Here is a 15,783-nt window from a genome sequence, read left to right as displayed (position 1 = left end):
GTTGACCGGGAGAAGTCTCGGCAGACGGACTCGCGATGGGGGCGAGCATGACCATGCTTAAGGGAACCAACGTTCCGGTGGCGGCCCAGGCCGTCCGCGTCGAGCTGGGGTGGCGCACCGGCCCCGGCACACCGGACGTGGACGCTTCGGCACTCCTGCTTCTCGCGAACGGGAAGGTACGCGACGACGGGGACTTCGTCTTCTACAACCAGCCCGTGCACGCCGCGGGCGCGGTCCGCCACGAGGGCAAGCGGGCCACCGCGGGAGCGGCCACCGACACGCTCGCCGTGGACCTCGCCCGGCTGGAACCCGCCGTCGACCGGGTGGTCCTCGCCGCCTCCGCGGACGGCGGCAGCTTCGGCCGGGTCGCCGGACTGTACGTACGGGTCATCGACGCGGTCGGCGGCGCGGAACTGGCGCGCTTCGACAGCACCGACGCCACCGTCGAGACGGCCTTCATCCTCGGCGAGCTCTACCGGCGCCAGGGCGCCTGGAAGTTCCGCGCGGTCGGCCAGGGGTACGGCAGCGGACTCGAAGGGCTCGCCACGGACTTCGGCATCTCCGTCGACGAGCCGCAGCGCCCCGCGAGCCCGGTCCCGCCCGCTACCATGCCCGCCGCCCCGCCGCCGCCCCAGCCCTCGGCCCGGGTCGCGGCGCCGCCGCCCGCACCGCTCCCGCCGCACGCCCAGCCGACCCTCGCCGGGCCGATGGCCCCGCCGGTGCCGCCCGCGCCCCCGGCCCCGCCCGCCCAGCCGGTGCGCCTGACGAAGGTGACGCTCACCAAGGACGCCCCCGCCGTCTCCCTCGCCAAGCAGGGCGGCACCTCCGGGGCGATGCGCGTCAACCTCAACTGGGAGGTGCGCAAGCAGTTCAAGGGCTGGGGCAGCAAACTCGGCCGGGCCGTGGCCCAGCACGCCGACCTCGACCTCGACCTCTGCGCCCTCTACGAACTGACCGACGGCCGCAAGGGCGTCGTCCAGGCCCTCGGCAACGCCTTCGGCGCCTACCACCAGCCGCCCTACGTCGAACTCGACGGCGACGACCGCACCGGCGCCGTGGAGGCCGGTGAGAACCTGACCATCAACCTCGACCAGAAGGCCCGGATCCGCCGGCTGCTGATCTTCGTCACCATCTACGAGGGCGCCCGCAGCTTCGCCGATCTGCACGCCACGGTCACCCTCCAGCCGCAGCACGGCGCGCCGATCGACTTCTCGCTCGACGAGTGCACCGTCCCCTCGACGGTCTGCGCGCTCGCCCTCATCACGAACAACGGCGGCGACCTCACCGTGCAGCGCGAGGCCCGTTACCTCGTCTGCGACCGGGGCGTCAGCCCGCAGCGCACCATCGACCGCGCCTACGGCTGGGGCATGAACTGGACGCCCGGCCGCAAGTGAGCCGGACCCGCGGTCACTGATCCGGCGCGGCCTCGGGACGGGCGTAGTGACGCCCCTTCCAGGCCGCGCCCCGGCCCCGGTAGTGCTGAACCGCCGAGTCGACGGTCATCAGCAGGTACAGCAGCGCGGTGAACGGCAGCAGCGGCGCGAGCCACAGCGACTGCCGGTAGTACCCCAGCATCGGGGTGTACGTCCCGGCCATCACGGCCCAGGCCGCGCCCCCGGCCCAGGCCGCCGTCGCGTCGCCGCCCAGCAGTCCGGCGGCCAGCGTGAGCGGCGGCGCCAGATAGACGAGCGCGAGCCCCAGCACCGTACCGAGCAGCACCAGCGGGTTGTGCCGCAGCTGGGCGTACGCGCTGCGCGACACCATGCGCCACAGATCCCCCAGCCCCGGGTACGGGCGCACACTGTCCACCCGGTCCGCCAGACCCAGCCAGATCCGCCCGCCGCCGCGCCGCACCACCCGCGCCAGCGCCACGTCGTCGATCACCGCCTGCCGGATCGAGTCCGGCACCTGGGCCCGTACGGCGGTCTCCGTCCGCAGCAGGACGCAGCCGCCCGCGGCGGCCGCGGTCCGCCCGCCGCTCCGGTTGATCCACCGGAACGGGTACAGCTGAGAGAAGAAGTAGACGAACGCCGGGACGACGAGGCGCTCCCAGGCGCTCTCCACGCGCAGCCGCGCCATCTGGGAGACCAGGTCGTAGCCGCCCGCCGTGGCGGCGGCCACCAGTTCCCGCAGACTGTCCGGCTCATGGGCGATGTCCGCGTCCGTGAGCAGCAGGAACTCCGGATCACGGGAGCGGGCCAGCGTGATCCCGTGCCGTACCGCCCAGAGCTTGCCCGTCCACCCCGGTCCGGGCTCCGGGGGCGACACCACCGTGACCGGAAGACCGCCGTGCCGTACCGCCAGTGTGCGGGCCAGCTCGCCCGTCCCGTCGGTGCTGCAGTCGTCCACCAGGACGATCTCCGCGGTCCCGGGATAGTCCTGCGCCAGCAGCGACGGCAGGCTCAGCGGGAGCATGTCCGCCTCGTCGCGGGCGGGGACGACGACCACCACCGAGGGCCAGTGCGCCGGGGCGGCGCGGGCGGGGAGCCGCTGGCCGGTCCGCCAGAAGAACCCCTGTCCCAGCAGCAGCCAGACCCATGCGACCAGCGACACCACGGCGATCCAGGCAACGGCGCTCATTGCCCGAAGTCTGCCCCACTGAGCCGGGACCGCAAGGGGCGTCGACTATGGTGACCGGGTGAAGATCGCGCTCATGGACTCCGGAATCGGCCTGCTGGCCGCCGCCGCCGCAGTACGCCGGCTGAGGCCGGACGCCGGTCTGGTGCTCTCCTCGGACCCCGGCTCCATGCCCTGGGGACCGCGCACCCCGCAGGACGTCACCGTACGGGCGCTCGCCGTGGCCCGCGCCGCCGCCGAGCACCGCCCCGACGCCCTGATCGTCGCCTGCAACACCGCCTCCGTGCACGCGCTGGAGACCCTGCGGGCCGAGCTGGAGCCCGCGCTCCCCGTCATCGGCACCGTCCCCGCGATCAAGCCGGCCGCCGCCGCGGGCGGCTCCGTCGCCATCTGGGCCACCCCCGCCACCACCGGCAGCCCGTACCAGCGCGGACTGATCCGTGAATTCGCCGGCTCCGCCGACGTCACCGAGGTGCCCTGCCCCGGACTGGCCGACGCCGTGCAGTACGCGGACGAGGACGGCGTCGAGCGGGCGGTCGCCGCCGCCGCCGCGCTCACCCCGCCGGACGTGCGTGCCGTCGTCCTGGGCTGCACCCACTACGAGCTGGTCGCCGACCGCATCCGCGCCGCCGTCCAGCGGCCCGGCCTGCCGCCCGTCGTCCTGCACGGCTCGGCCGGTGCCGTCGCCGCCCAGGCACTGCGCCGGATCGGTGCCGAACCCGCTCCGTCGGCCGAACCGGCCGCGTCCCTCACCGTGCTGCTCGGCGGCATCGCCTCGGACCTCCCGGCCGCCGCCCTGGCCTACCCGGAGGGCCGCGGACTGGCCGCGGTCGGCTCCCCGCGCTGAGGCCCGCACCACCCGAGCGGGGCCGTCGGACCCGCCCCCGGAGGCACGTTCTTCAGTACGCTGCTTGACATGACGGACCACCCTCGCAAAACGACGCGCAACGGTGCCGCCACTCACACCGCGGTCTGGACCGGCCGCGCCACCAACCGCACCCAGTGGGTGCTCGCGGCCGCCGGCGCCGCCTGCCTGGCCCTGGGCATCCAGCTCGCCGTCAGCTCGACCTGGACCTCCGGCGGGGTGCCGCTCCTGATGTCGGTCATCGGCTGCGTGGCGGCCGGGCTGCTCATGCTCTTCGGCACCCTCGCCTTCGTGAACGTGGCGGTCCGGGTGGACGGCGACGCCCTGGAGGTGCGCTGCGGCCACATCGGCCTGCCGCGCCGCAGGATCCTGCTCACCCATGTGGTCGGGGCCGAGTTCGCTCCGAAGGTCACCCCGCGCCAGTGGGGCGGCTGGGGATACCGCTGGCGTCCCGACCAGGGGACCGCCGTGGTGGTGCGCCGGGGCGAGGGCCTGGTGCTCCGGCTCGGGGACGGCCGGACGTTCACCGTCACCGTGGACGACGCGGAGGCCGGGGCCCGGTTCATCCGCGACCGGCTCCATCTGCCCGCCCCCGGCTCCGCCGCGGGCACCTGACCGAGGGTTCGTCGGCGTCCGTGCGCGCTCGCGCGGGGTCCGCCGCGGGCACCTGGCCTCCTGGGTCCTTCCGGGTCCGTGCGTGCCCGTCCGCGCGGGCGGTCAGACCCCGTCCGGCGTGATCGGCCGCCGCGCCGAGGCCAGCCCGGCGAGCAGTCCGGCCCCCGCCGTCACGGGAGTGAAACTCAGCGCGTTGCCCACACCCGCCAGCACCGCGAGCGCGGTGAGCGCCGCACCGGCCGTCAGCACCACCGGGGTGCTGCGCGGCGAGCGCCACAGCGTGTACAGCAGCCAGGCGAACGCCGTCCCCAGCAGCACCACACCGACCACACCCTGCTCGGCCGCCTGCTGGAGCGCCGCCGAATGCGGTTTGCCGTCCGCGCCCAGGGTCTGCCGCACGGTCGGGCTCAGCTCCGCGAAGCGGTCCGGACCGATGCCCAGGACCGGATGCTGTCCGGCCAGCCGCACCGCGTCCTGCCACAGCCGCACCCGGTCGCCGGTGAACCGCCCCTCCAGGGCGGCGGTCAGCCCATCGGGAAGGACCCCCTCGGCCAGGGCCCACGACAGACCGGCCATCAGACCTGCCACCACCGCCAGACCGGTCAGGACCAGCAGCCGGCCGCGCATCCCGGACGCGGCCAGCGACCACAGCAGGACGCCCAGCGCCGCCACGCACCCCGGCACGGAACCGAGCCCGAGCGCCACCCCGGCGGCCCCGAGCGCCGTCAGCCGCAGGACGAGCCGCACCCCCTCGGACCGGGCCGCGGCCGCCGCACAGCACGCGGTCCCGGCCGACAGCACCAGCAGCGCCGCCGTGGCGCCGGTGTCCCCGGGCGCGGTCTCCGCCGTCGCCGTCGCGCCCGGCATCCCGTGCCGCCACACGAACGCCGCCGCCAGCGCGGCCGGCGCGGCGGCGGAGGGGGTGGCCACCGGGGCGAGCGTCCCGCAGATGCGACCGCAGGCGAAGCCCGCCGCGACCGCCAGCAGGGCGAGCAGGACCCCCTCGGGCCTGGTCTCCCGGCCCGCCGCGCTGATCAGCGTCCAGATGGCGCAGGCGGCGAGGATCAGGGCCCCGGCGGCGTCGGACCCGGTGCCGCTCTCGGGACCGCGTCCCGGCGGTTCAGCCCTCACGTGGTCCCCCGTCCGTGACCGTCGCGTTCACGAACGGCAGCGTCGGGCCGCTCGGCGGGGGGTGGGCGACAGGGTAACGGCAGGAGGGGGCACAGGGGCGGAAGATGCGGGGAAACGATCCGGCGGTGGTGATTCCGTGATCGGGGCGGGGCTCCCGTACGGCGGGCCCGCCACCGTAGACTCCGCCGGGTGAGCACCACGATCGCGCCGGTCGGCGAACCGCAGCAGCCCGCCCCCGCCCGTCCACGAGCCCTGCCGCGCCTCGCGCGGCCCGCGGCGGCGGTGGTCTCCGGCGTGCTCCTCTACCTGAGCTTCCCGCCGCGCCCCCTGTGGTGGCTGGTGCTGCCCGGTTTCGCCCTGCTCGGCTGGGTGCTCTTCGAGCGCCGGCTCCGCGCGGCCCTCGGCCTCGGACTGCTCGCCGGGCTCGGATTCATGCTGCCGCTGCTGCACTGGACCGGCGAGGAGGTCGGCCCGGTGCCGTGGCTGGCCCTGGCCGCGGCCGAGGCGCTGTTCGTCGCGGTCGGCTGCGTCGGCATCTCGGCGGTCACCCGGCTGCCTGGCTGGCCCCTCTGGGCGGCGGCCGTCTGGACCCTCGACGAGGCGGTCCGGGCGAGGGTGCCGTTCGGCGGCTTCCCCTGGGGCAAGATCGCCTTCGGGCAGGCCGACAGCCTGTTCCTGCCGCTCGCCGCGCTGGGCGGCACCCCGCTGCTCTCCTTCGCCGTGGTGCTCTGCGGTTTCGGTCTCTTCGAGGCCGTCCGCCGCTTCCGGCTGCGGCGGACCACGGGCGAGCTGCCCCGGCTGGCCGCGGCCGCCACCGCCGCGGCCGTCCTGGTGCCCGTCGCCGCCGCCCTCGCCTCGCTGCCCCTGGTGGACGACTCCGCCGAGGACGGCACCGCGACCGTCGCCGCGATCCAGGGCAACGTGCCCCGGCTCGGCCTCGACTTCAACGCCCAGCGCCGCGCCGTCCTGGACAACCACGCCAAGCGCACGGAGCAGCTCGCCCGGGACGTCAAGGCGGGCAAGGTGGCCCAGCCCGACTTCGTCCTGTGGCCGGAGAACTCCTCCGACCTCGACCCCTACCGTTACGCGGACGCCCGGATCGTCATCGACGACGCGGTCAAGGCCATCGGCGTGCCCACCGTCGTCGGCGCCGTGGTCGAGCCCGACACCGGGAACCTGCGCAACACCCTCATCCAGTGGGACCCGGACAAGGGCCCGGTCGACACGTACGACAAACGCCATATCCAGCCGTTCGGCGAGTACATGCCGATGCGCTCCTTCGTCCGGATCTTCAGCTCGGACGTGGACCGGGTGCAGCGCGACTTCGGACCGGGCCACAAGGTCGGCGTCTTCGATCTCTCGGGTACGAGCGTCGGACTGGTGACCTGCTACGAGGCCGCGTTCGACGACGCCGTGCGCGACACGGTCGAGCACGGCGCCCAGCTGATCGCCGTCCCCAGCAACAACGCGACCTTCGGCCGCAGCGAGATGACCTACCAGCAGCTCGCCATGTCCCGGGTGCGCGCGGTCGAGCACAGCCGCGCGGTCGTCGTCCCCGTCACCAGCGGCGTCAGCGCGGTGATCCGTCCCGACGGCACGGTCGTGCAGAAGACGAAGATGTTCACGCCGGACGCCCTCGTCGACGAGGTGCCGCTGCGCTCCTCGCTGACGCCCGCGACGCGGATGGGCCCGCTCCCGGAAGGCCTGCTCGCGCTGCTCGCGCTGGGCGGGATCGGCTGGGTGGCGACGCGGGCGGTCCGTGCCCGCCGCGTCCGCTGAACGGGGGACGTGCCGCGTAGGGTCGGTGCATGGCTACTCCTGACTTCATCCGCGAGATCCGCGCGACCGCCGGTCACCAACTGCTCCTGCTGCCCGGCGTCAGCGCCGTCGTCCTCGACGACGAGGGCAGAGTGCTGCTCGGCCGGCGCGCCGACACGGGTGGCTGGTCGGTCGTCGGCGGCATCTCGGAGCCCGGGGAGCAGCCCGCCACGACGGCGGAGCGCGAGGTCTACGAGGAGACGGCCGTGCGCTGCGTGGCGGAGCGGGTGGTCCTCACCCAGGCGCTGGAGCCCGTGCAGTACGCGAACGGCGACCGCTGCCAGTTCCTCGACATCACCTTCCGCTGCCGCGCCGTCGGCGGCACCGCCCGCGTCAACGACGACGAGTCCCTGGAGGTGGGCTGGTTCCCCGTCGACGCGCTGCCGCCGCTCAAGGACTTCTCGCTCCTGCGGATCAAGCACGCGCTCACGGACGGCCCCACCTGGTTCGAACCCACCGACGCGCGGGCATGACACGGGGGCCGGGCGATCCGCCCGGCCCCCGTTCCACGCGCGAGGTCAGCCCTCACCCGCGACGGCCGGCGCGGGCCGCGCATCCCCCGTGGCCCGCCCGTCCGGCTCCACATCGGCCAGGTCCCGCAGCCGGGTCTCCTTCGCGCAGACGACCGCCAGCACCGTGACGAGGACCGCCGCGATCACGTACAGCGCGATCGGCGCGGAGTCGTCGTAGTCCGCGAGCAGCGCGGTGGCGATGAGCGGCGCCGGGGCACCGGCCGCGACGGACGAGAACTGGGCGCCCATCGACGCGCCCGAATACCGCACCCGGGTCGCGAACAGCTCCGAGAAGAACGCCGCCTGCGGCGCGTACATCGCCCCGTGGAACACCAGCCCGACCGTGACGGCGAGCAGCAGGTTCCCGAAGTCCCGGGTGTCGATCAGCGCGAAGAACGGGAACATCCACAGCCCGACCCCGACCGCACCGGCCAGATAGACGGGCCGCCGGCCGACCCGGTCCGAGAGCGCGCCCCACAGCGGGATGACGGCGAAGTGCACCGCGGACGCGACGAGCACCGCGTTGAGCGCCGTCTGCTTGCTCAGATCCGCGGCCGTCACCGCGTACACCAGGACGAACGCGGTGATGACGTAGTAGCTGATGTTCTCCGCCATCCGGGCCCCCATGGCGACGAGCACATCCCGCCAGTGGTGCCGCAGCACGGCCACCACGGGCATCCTCTCGGCCTCCTCCGCCTCCTTGCCGCGCTCCCGCGACCGGGCCAGCGCCGCCTTGAAGACCGGCGATTCATCGACAGAGAGACGAATCCACAGACCGACCATCACCAGCACCCCGGACAGCAGGAACGGAACCCGCCAGCCCCACGCCTCGAACGCCGAGTCCGACATCAGCGCGGTGAGCGCCGACAGCACCCCCGTCGCGATCAGCTGCCCGGCCGGCGCGCCCGTCTGCGGCCACGAGGCCCAGAACCCCCGGCGCGCCGGGTCCCCGTGCTCCGACACCAGCAGCACCGCCCCGCCCCACTCACCGCCCAGGGCGAAGCCCTGCACCAGCCGCAGCAGGGTCAGCAGCACCGGCGCCGCCACCCCCACGGTGGCGTGCGTCGGCAGCAGCCCGATCGCCAACGTGGCCCCGCCCATCATCAACAGGCTCAGCACCAGCAGCTTCTTGCGCCCCAGCCGGTCACCGTAGTGCCCGAACACCAGAGCCCCGAGCGGCCGGGCGGCGAAGCCGACGGCGTACGTCAGGAACGACAGCAGCGTGCCGACGAGCGGTTCGGAGTCGGGAAAGAACAGCTTGTTGAAGACCAGGGCCGCCGCCGACCCGTACAGGAAGAAGTCGTACCACTCAATGGTCGTTCCGATGAGACTGGCGGCGACGATCCTGCGGAGGCCGGACGGCGTCGGGGGAGCGGATGCTGGGGTGGCCATGGTTACCACTTCCGGAGGGGGACGGGGGACGGGGACGTGTCGCCACACCGTAGGAAGGGGCAGGTCGGGGGCGTATGTGGTGGGGCACCACAGTTGGGCGCGGGGGAGTGCCCGGGGGCACCATGGGGCGGGTGCGATCAGCCACGGAGGCGCGGGTGATGTACGTCGACAACGATCCGATCGTGCTGGCGCACGCGGGTGCGCTGCTGAGCGGGACGCCGGAGGGGGAGACCCGGTACGTCGAGGGGGACGTGCGCGAGCCGGAGACGGTGCTCGAACGGGCCGCGGAGACGATCGACTTCACGCGGCCGGTGGCGCTGTCGCTGATCGCGCTGATGCACTTCGTTCCGGACACGGACCACGCGCACGAGCTGGTGGCACGCTACGTCGGCGCGCTCGCGCCGGGCAGCCGGCTGATTCTCTCCCAGGTCACCGGGGACTTCGACCCGGAAGGGGTGGCCAAGGGCGTGGCGACGTACGCGGCTCGTGGCGCGGTCTTCGTTCCCCGGTCCCATGCCGAGGTGGTCCGGTTCTTCGACGGGCTCGAACCGGAGGAGCCCGGCGTCGTGCCGTTGGACCGGTGGCGTCCGGAGCCCGGCGAGGCCGAGGAGTCCGCAGGCCAGGAGCCGGTGCCGATCTACGGGGGAGTGGCGCGCAAGGTCTGACGTGTACGGGGACGCCGTGACCGTGCGACGAGCGGGTGACGGTGTCCCCGCGCAGGGGTGCGGCGACGCGCCGTCCGCGCCCCGTTCCGCATTGCGGTGTTCCGCGGATGCGCTTGACTCGGTAGGTGTACAGATTCGCCTCGCTCGCTCTGCTGGTTCTGGCCGCGGCCTTTTCGGTGGCCGCCTCGTTCGCCTTCTCCCCGTGGTGGTGGGTGGCGGCCGGTCCGCTGGTCCCGCCGGCCCTGACCGGGCTGTGGGACGTGACGCAGCGACGGCATTCGGTGCTGCGGAATTATCCGGTGCTGGGGCATCTGAGGTACGTCCTCGAATACATCCGACCGGAGATGCAGCAGTACTTCGTGGAACGCAACTACGACGGCCGGCCCTTCGACCGCAGTGTGCGGAGCATCGTCTACCAGCGGGCCAAGGGAACGGAGGCCGAGGAGGCGTTCGGTACCGAACGCGATGTGTACCTCACCGGCTACGAGTTCCTCGTGCCCTCCATGGCGCCCGAGCCCGTGCCCGACCGGGCCCCGGTCGTCCGGGTCGGCGGGCCCGACTGCACCCGCCCGTACGACATGGCGCTGCTCAACGTCTCCGCCATGAGTTTCGGCTCCCTCTCCGCGAACGCGGTGCTCGCGCTCAACCGTGGCGCGGCCGCCGGCGGATTCGCGCACGACACCGGGGAGGGCGGGCTGTCGGAATACCACCTGCGGCACGGGGGCGATCTGATCTGGGAGATCGGCACCGGCTATTTCGGCTGCCGCACCGGCGACGGAGACTTCGATCCGGACGCCTTCGCCGGGAAGGCCGCGCACCCGCATGTGAAATGCGTGTCCCTGAAACTCTCCCAGGGCGCGAAACCCGGCATCGGCGGGGTGCTCCCCGGTGGCAAGGTGAACGCCGAGATCGCACGCGTACGGGGTGTTCCCGAGGGACGGACCGTGATCTCCCCGCCCTACCACCGGGTCTTCCGGACGCCCCGCGAACTCGTCCGTTTCATCGCCTCGATGCGGGAGAAGGCGGGCGGAAAGCCCACCGGGTTCAAACTCTGCGTCGGCTCCCGGCGTGAATTCCTCGCCGTGTGCAAGGCGATGCTCGCGGAGGGCGTCACCCCGGACTTCATCGTCGTCGACGGCGCCGAGGGCGGCACCGGAGCCGCCCCGCTGGGCTTCGCCGACAACGTCGGCATGCCCCTGACCGAGGGGCTGATCACCGTGCACAACGCCCTGGTGGGCACCGGACTGCGCGACCGGATCCGGATCGGGGCGAGCGGCAAGGTCGCCACCGGCAGCGACCTCGTGAAACGGCTCCTCCAGGGCGCCGACTACACCAACGCCGCCCGCGCCATGATGTTCGCCGTGGGATGCATCCAGGCCCAGCGCTGCCACACCAACACCTGCCCGGTCGGCGTCACCACCCAGGACCCGCGCAGGGCGCGGGCACTGGACGTCGACGACAAGTACCAGCGGGTGCGGCGCTTCCAGGAGGCCACCGTGAACAGCGCGCTGCAGATCATGGCCGCCATGGGCGTCCGCGACCCGGGGGAGCTGAGCCCCGCCCAGCTGCGCCGCCGGCTCGATCCGCGCACCGTGCTCTCGTACGCCGAGCTGTACGACTGGCTGCGCCCCGGCCAGCTGGTGGACGGGCCACCGCCGGAGTGGGCGGCGGACTGGCGGGCGGCCGACCCGGACACCTTCGGGCATTCCCTAGGATGAAGGGCGTGACAGCGAGAACGAGCGACATCGAGCAGGCGGCCCGCGTGCTGCGCGCGGGCGGTCTGGTGGCCCTTCCGACCGAGACCGTCTACGGACTGGGAGCCAACGCGGAGGACCCCGCCGCCGTCTCGCGCATCTTCCGGGTCAAGGGGCGACCGCCGTCCCACCCGCTGATCGTGCACCTGGCCGGAGCGCATCAGCTCGACGCCTGGGCCGTGGACGTGCCCGACACGGCCCGGCTGCTGGCGGAGCACTTCTGGCCGGGGCCGCTCACCCTGGTCCTGCGGCGCGGCCCCCAGGTGCCCCTCGAAGTGACCGGCGGTCTGGAGACCGTCGCGGTGCGGGTGCCCGACCACCCCGTCGCCCTCGCGCTCCTGGAAGCCTTCGGCACGGGTGTCACCGCCCCCTCCGCCAACCGCTTCGGCGCGGTCAGCCCCACCACCGCCGACGACGTCCGCAGCGAACTCGGCGACGGTGTCGACCTCGTCCTGGACGGCGGCACCTGCGCGGTCGGCATCGAGTCGACCATCGTCGACGTCACCGGTGAGGTCCTGGCCGTCCTGCGCCCCGGCGGCGTCACCCGCGAGGACATCGAGGCCGTGCTCGGCCACCCCGTCGACGTGCCCGTCACGAGCGGCGTCCGCGTACCGGGACAACACCCCTCCCACTACGCCCCGCGCGCCCGCGTCGTCCTCGTCGACCCGGAGCGGGCCGTCGCCGAGGCCGAGCGCGCCCAGGAGGAGGGCCGGCGGGTCGGCCTGCTCCTCCCGGCCGCTCTCGCGGGCACCGACGTCAAGGCGCACGCCGTGCTGACGGTTCCCGCCGCACCGGCCGCGTACGCCCGCGAGCTGTACGGCTTCCTCCGCGAGTTCGACCGCAGGGGCTGCGACCTCGTCGTCGCCTCCCTGCCGCCGGAGGACGGACTGGGCCTGGCCATCGCCAACCGGCTCCGGCGCGCGGCGGGCCCCCGCTCCACGGACTGACCCCCGGCCGGCAATCCCCTGGTGCCACGCGCCGGTGACGTCGAGAATCGGCGGATGGATGACGTGAGGCTGTCCGACGGGACCATCGTGCTGACCCCGCTGGGACCGGACGATCTGGAACCCCATCTCGCCGGGGAGGACGCGGAGCTGGTCCGCCGGCTCAACGGCGGATCCGGCACCCGCGAAGGGGTCGCCGCCTATCTGCGCCACTGCCGGGAGCAGTGGGAGGCGGCCGGGGCGCTGCGGGCCTTCGGGGTCCGGGCCGGGGACGCGGGCACGCTCGCCGGGACCGTCGACCTACGGTTCGGCGTGGAGGGACTGGACCCGGGACAGGTGAACGTCGCCTACGGGCTCTACCCGTCGTGGCGGGGGAGCGGCCTGGCGACCCGGGCGGTGCTGCTCGCCTGCCGGTACGCGGCCGGCGAGGGCGCGACGCAGGCCGTGATCCTGGCGGAGCCGGACAACGCGGCCTCCCTGGCCGTGGCCCGGCGCGCGGGATTCACCGCCGCGGGGTCCACGACCACACGGGACGGCACCGCCTTCGAGCGGTACGTCCTGGACCTGGCCGCGACCGCTCCGCCCGGCCGGAGCGTGCGCGTCGAGCATCTGGACGGGCCGGGCGCGCTGCGCGCCGAGGACGCGCTGCGGACGGTGTACGCGGAGGCGTTCGCCGGGCCCCCGTTCCACGAGACGGCCCAGGACGTCGACGCCGCGTTCCGCCGCTTCCCCGTCCTGGCCGGCCGCCCGGCGTTCCGCGCCGTCCTGGCCAGGACCCCCGACGGCGAACCGGTCGGCATGGCCTACGGTCACGCCCTGACGGCCGACACGGTCTGGTGGGACGAACTCGTCGACCCCGTCCCCGAGGCCGTGCGGCGCGAGGACGGGCGGCGCTCCTTCGGACTGATGGAGCTGGCGGTCCGGGAGGCCTGGCGCGGGCAGGGCGTCGCCCGGCGGCTGCACCGGGCGCTGCTCGGCAGCGTCCGGGCCGAGCGGGTCCTGCTCAATGTGCACCCCCGGAGCCTGGAGGCGCGGGCCGCGTACCGGGCCTGGGGCTACCGCACGGTCGGCCCCGCGAGCAGGTTCGGCACCGGCGAGGACGCCGAACGGCTCGATCTGATGCTGCTCGATCTGACCGCCGCGCGGCCGTAGGGACCCCGCCCCGCCCCCGCGCGTCCGTGGCGCGCGGGAGCCGGACGGGGCCGGTCCGGGTCAGACGGGGGTGCGGGCCAGCAGGGCGGTGAAGTCCGTGCCGGTGGGCAGGGTGCCGAAGGCCAGTCCGCGGTCCCCGGCCAGCCGCGAGGCGCAGAAGGCGTCGGCGACGGCCGCCGGGGCGTGCCGGACCAGCAGCGAGCCCTGGAGGACCAGGGCGGCGCGCTCGATGACGCGGCGGGCACGCAGCGGGGCGTCCTCGGTGAGGACCATCTCCCGGCGCAGCTCCTGCCAGGCGGTGTCCAGCCGGCGGTCACCGCCGGACGCGGCGTCGATCTCCGCGGACAGCGCCTCCAGGGACTCCGGCTCTCGGGCCAGGGCACGCAGCATGTCCAGCGCGTTGACGTTGCCGGACCCCTCCCAGATGCCGTTCAGCGGGGCCTCCCGGTAGAGCCGCGGCATGCCGGACTCCTCGTCGTACCCGTTGCCGCCGAGGCATTCCAGCGCCTCCGCCACCGCGGCGGGCTGGCGCTTGCACACCCAGTACTTGCCGACCGCCGTGGCGAGCCGGAGGAAGGCCCGCTCCCCGGCGTCCCCGCGCTGCGCCCGGTCGGCGGCGCCGGCCAGCCGCAGCGCCAGCGTCGTGGCCGCCTCCGACTCCAGCGACAGGTCCGCGATCACATTGCGCATCAGCGGCTGGTCGATGAGCTTGGCGCCGTACACCGAGCGGTGGCGGACGTGGTGCGTCGCCTGGGCGAGGGCCGCCCGGGTGCCGGAGGCGGAGCCGAGGACGCAGTCGAGACGGGTCATGGTGACCATGTCGATGATGGTGCGCACCCCGCGCCCCTCGTCGCCGACGAGCCAGGCCACGGTGTCGTCGAACTCCGGCTCGCTGCTGGCGTTCGAGCGGTTGCCGAGCTTGTCCTTGAGGCGCTGGATGCGGAAGGTGTTGCGGCTCCCGTCGGGCAGCACCCGGGGGACGAGGAAGCAGGAGAGCCCGGCCGGGGCCTGGGCGAGCACCAGGAACAGATCGTTCATCGGCGCGCTGGTGAACCACTTGTGGCCGCGCAGCCGCCAGGTACCGTCCGGCTGCGGGGCGGCCGCGGTGGTGTTGGCGCGTACGTCCGTACCCCCCTGCTTCTCCGTCATGCCCATGCCCGCGAGCAGACCCGGCTTCTCGGCCGGGGTGCGCAGCCCCGCCTCGTACACCCGGCTGGTCAGCAGCGGTTCGTACGTCTTGGCGAGGTCGGGCGCGTGGCGCAGCGCGGGGACCGCCGCGTACGTCATGGAGACGGGGCATCCGTGGCCCGCCTCGGCGCTGCTCCACACCATGAAGCCGGCCGCGCGCGCCACATGCGCCCCGGGGCGCTCGTCCGCCCAGGCCGCCCCGCCGAGCCCCGCGCCGATCGCCACGTCCATCAGGGCGTGGTACGAGGGGTGGAACTCCACCTCGTCCAGACGGTTGCCGTAGCGGTCGTGGGTGCGCAGCCGGGGCTCGTGGCGGTTGGCCTCGTCGGCCCAGCGCTGGACCTCCTCGCTGCCGGCCCGGCGGCCCAGCCGGTGCAGTTCGTCGAGATACCACTCCGCGCCCTCGCGGCGCACCCCTTCGAGCAGGACCGGGTCGTCGGCGACGTCGTGACCGACGAGCGGAGGGGTCTGGTTGGTCACCTCGTGGGTGGTGGCGGTGGGGTGGCTGTGCGGAGCGGGGCTCGCGGACATGGGGGTCCTCCTGGGCAGAGACGGATCAGGGGCGGGGAGCGGCGCCCGCGCAGCGCAGCGCCATGGCGGCCAGCTCGTCGAGCAGGCTCTCGGGGTCGCCGTCCCCGGGGTCGCCGAGCGGGGCCACCAGGACCTCGCCGATCGCGCCGGTGAGCGCGGCGGCGGTGATCTCCCCGTTCTGGGGCGGCAGCAGACCGTCGGCCATGCCCTGGCCGATCACCTCGGCGAACAGGGCGCGGTAGCGGAGGCGGAAGACGAGGCGTTCCGCGCCGACCGGGGGATCGGCGGGCGCGGCGAGCAGCGCGTAGGCCAGTCCGGGGTTCTCCAGCGCGCGGCGGGCGAAGGTCTGCACGCCCCGCACGAGCCGTTCGACCGGCGTCCCGGCGGTGGCGAGCACGGCGGAGAGCACCTCCACCTCCCGCCCCGCCGCCCGCCGGAACACCTCGACGGCGAGCGCGGACTTCGACGCGAAGTGCTGGTACACCGACCCCGCCGAGATTCCGGCGGCACCGGCGACCGCGGTCACGGACGCCCCTGACCAGCCGACTTCCGCGACGACATCGGTCGCTCGGGCGACGAGATGCTCGCGTGCCGATTCGAGACGCTGGATTTGGGCCGGGGTCTTGCGGTAAGCCATGG

14 protein-coding genes are annotated in these 15,783 nt (G+C 74.2%); 9 read left to right on the top strand and 5 right to left on the bottom strand.

Annotated elements, in window-relative coordinates; translation table 11 throughout:
• The first annotated feature begins 47 nt into the window (after positions 1-47).
• The gene (locus ACZ4FH_RS30445) at positions 48-1,394 is read left to right on the top strand and encodes a TerD family protein (protein WP_467308960.1); all 1,347 of its coding nucleotides are present in this window, start codon (positions 48-50) and stop codon (positions 1,392-1,394) included.
• Between the two features lie 13 nt (positions 1,395-1,407).
• Here ACZ4FH_RS30445 and ACZ4FH_RS30440 read toward each other — a convergent pair whose 3' ends face one another.
• Positions 1,408-2,580: a glycosyltransferase gene (locus ACZ4FH_RS30440; RefSeq protein WP_467308958.1), complete on the bottom strand. Its 1,173-nt coding sequence runs from the start codon at positions 2,578-2,580 to the stop codon at positions 1,408-1,410.
• Between the two features lie 58 nt (positions 2,581-2,638).
• On the opposite strand from ACZ4FH_RS30440, the gene ACZ4FH_RS30435 reads away from it, so the two are divergent.
• Positions 2,639-3,424: a glutamate racemase gene (locus ACZ4FH_RS30435; protein WP_467308956.1), complete on the top strand. Its 786-nt coding sequence runs from the start codon at positions 2,639-2,641 to the stop codon at positions 3,422-3,424.
• 69 nt (positions 3,425-3,493) lie between these two features.
• On the top strand, positions 3,494-4,057 hold the full coding sequence (locus tag ACZ4FH_RS30430; RefSeq protein ID WP_467308955.1) for a hypothetical protein: 564 nt from the start codon (positions 3,494-3,496) through the stop codon (positions 4,055-4,057).
• A 102-nt stretch (positions 4,058-4,159) separates the two neighbouring features.
• On the opposite strand, the gene ACZ4FH_RS30425 is transcribed toward ACZ4FH_RS30430, so the two are convergent.
• Complete coding sequence (locus ACZ4FH_RS30425) at positions 4,160-5,188, bottom strand: O-antigen ligase family protein (RefSeq protein WP_467308953.1); 1,029 nt, start codon at positions 5,186-5,188, stop codon at positions 4,160-4,162.
• Positions 5,189-5,377: 189 nt separating this feature from the next.
• Between ACZ4FH_RS30425 and lnt the strand changes: the two genes are divergently transcribed.
• Positions 5,378-6,967 (top strand): apolipoprotein N-acyltransferase, encoded by a 1,590-nt coding sequence (gene lnt, locus ACZ4FH_RS30420; protein ID WP_467308951.1) that lies wholly within the window; start codon positions 5,378-5,380, stop codon positions 6,965-6,967.
• A gap of 29 nt (positions 6,968-6,996) precedes the next feature.
• Complete coding sequence (locus tag ACZ4FH_RS30415) at positions 6,997-7,479, top strand: NUDIX hydrolase (protein WP_467308949.1); 483 nt, start codon at positions 6,997-6,999, stop codon at positions 7,477-7,479.
• 45 nt (positions 7,480-7,524) lie between these two features.
• Here ACZ4FH_RS30415 and ACZ4FH_RS30410 read toward each other — a convergent pair whose 3' ends face one another.
• Entirely contained in the window at positions 7,525-8,910 is a 1,386-nt protein-coding gene (locus tag ACZ4FH_RS30410; RefSeq protein ID WP_467308947.1) for an MFS transporter, read from the bottom strand.
• A 131-nt stretch (positions 8,911-9,041) separates the two neighbouring features.
• Here ACZ4FH_RS30410 and ACZ4FH_RS30405 point away from each other — a divergent pair, with 131 nt between their 5' ends.
• From ACZ4FH_RS30405 to ACZ4FH_RS30390, 4 genes are all read left to right on the top strand, one after another.
• Positions 9,042-9,575: an SAM-dependent methyltransferase gene (locus tag ACZ4FH_RS30405; protein WP_467308946.1), complete on the top strand. Its 534-nt coding sequence runs from the start codon at positions 9,042-9,044 to the stop codon at positions 9,573-9,575.
• A 149-nt stretch (positions 9,576-9,724) separates the two neighbouring features.
• Positions 9,725-11,293, top strand: a complete 1,569-nt coding sequence (locus tag ACZ4FH_RS30400) for an FMN-binding glutamate synthase family protein (protein ID WP_467309026.1) — start codon at positions 9,725-9,727, stop codon at positions 11,291-11,293.
• Positions 11,290-12,276, top strand: coding sequence for an L-threonylcarbamoyladenylate synthase (locus ACZ4FH_RS30395; RefSeq protein WP_467308944.1), 987 nt, complete (start codon positions 11,290-11,292; stop codon positions 12,274-12,276). The genes ACZ4FH_RS30400 and ACZ4FH_RS30395 overlap by 4 nt, the downstream gene beginning before the upstream one ends.
• Before the next feature lie 54 nt (positions 12,277-12,330).
• Positions 12,331-13,425: a GNAT family N-acetyltransferase gene (locus ACZ4FH_RS30390; RefSeq protein ID WP_467308942.1), complete on the top strand. Its 1,095-nt coding sequence runs from the start codon at positions 12,331-12,333 to the stop codon at positions 13,423-13,425.
• Positions 13,426-13,485: 60 nt separating this feature from the next.
• Here ACZ4FH_RS30390 and ACZ4FH_RS30385 read toward each other — a convergent pair whose 3' ends face one another.
• Positions 13,486-15,144 (bottom strand): acyl-CoA dehydrogenase family protein, encoded by a 1,659-nt coding sequence (locus ACZ4FH_RS30385; RefSeq protein WP_467308940.1) that lies wholly within the window; start codon positions 15,142-15,144, stop codon positions 13,486-13,488.
• Between the two features lie 25 nt (positions 15,145-15,169).
• Positions 15,170-15,781, bottom strand: coding sequence for a TetR/AcrR family transcriptional regulator (locus ACZ4FH_RS30380; RefSeq protein WP_467308939.1), 612 nt, complete (start codon positions 15,779-15,781; stop codon positions 15,170-15,172).
• Positions 15,782-15,783: the final 2 nt, after the last annotated feature.

This window comes from Streptomyces sp. NPDC024555 (assembly GCF_055559335.1).
This window is presented reverse-complemented; position numbering and strand designations above follow the sequence as displayed.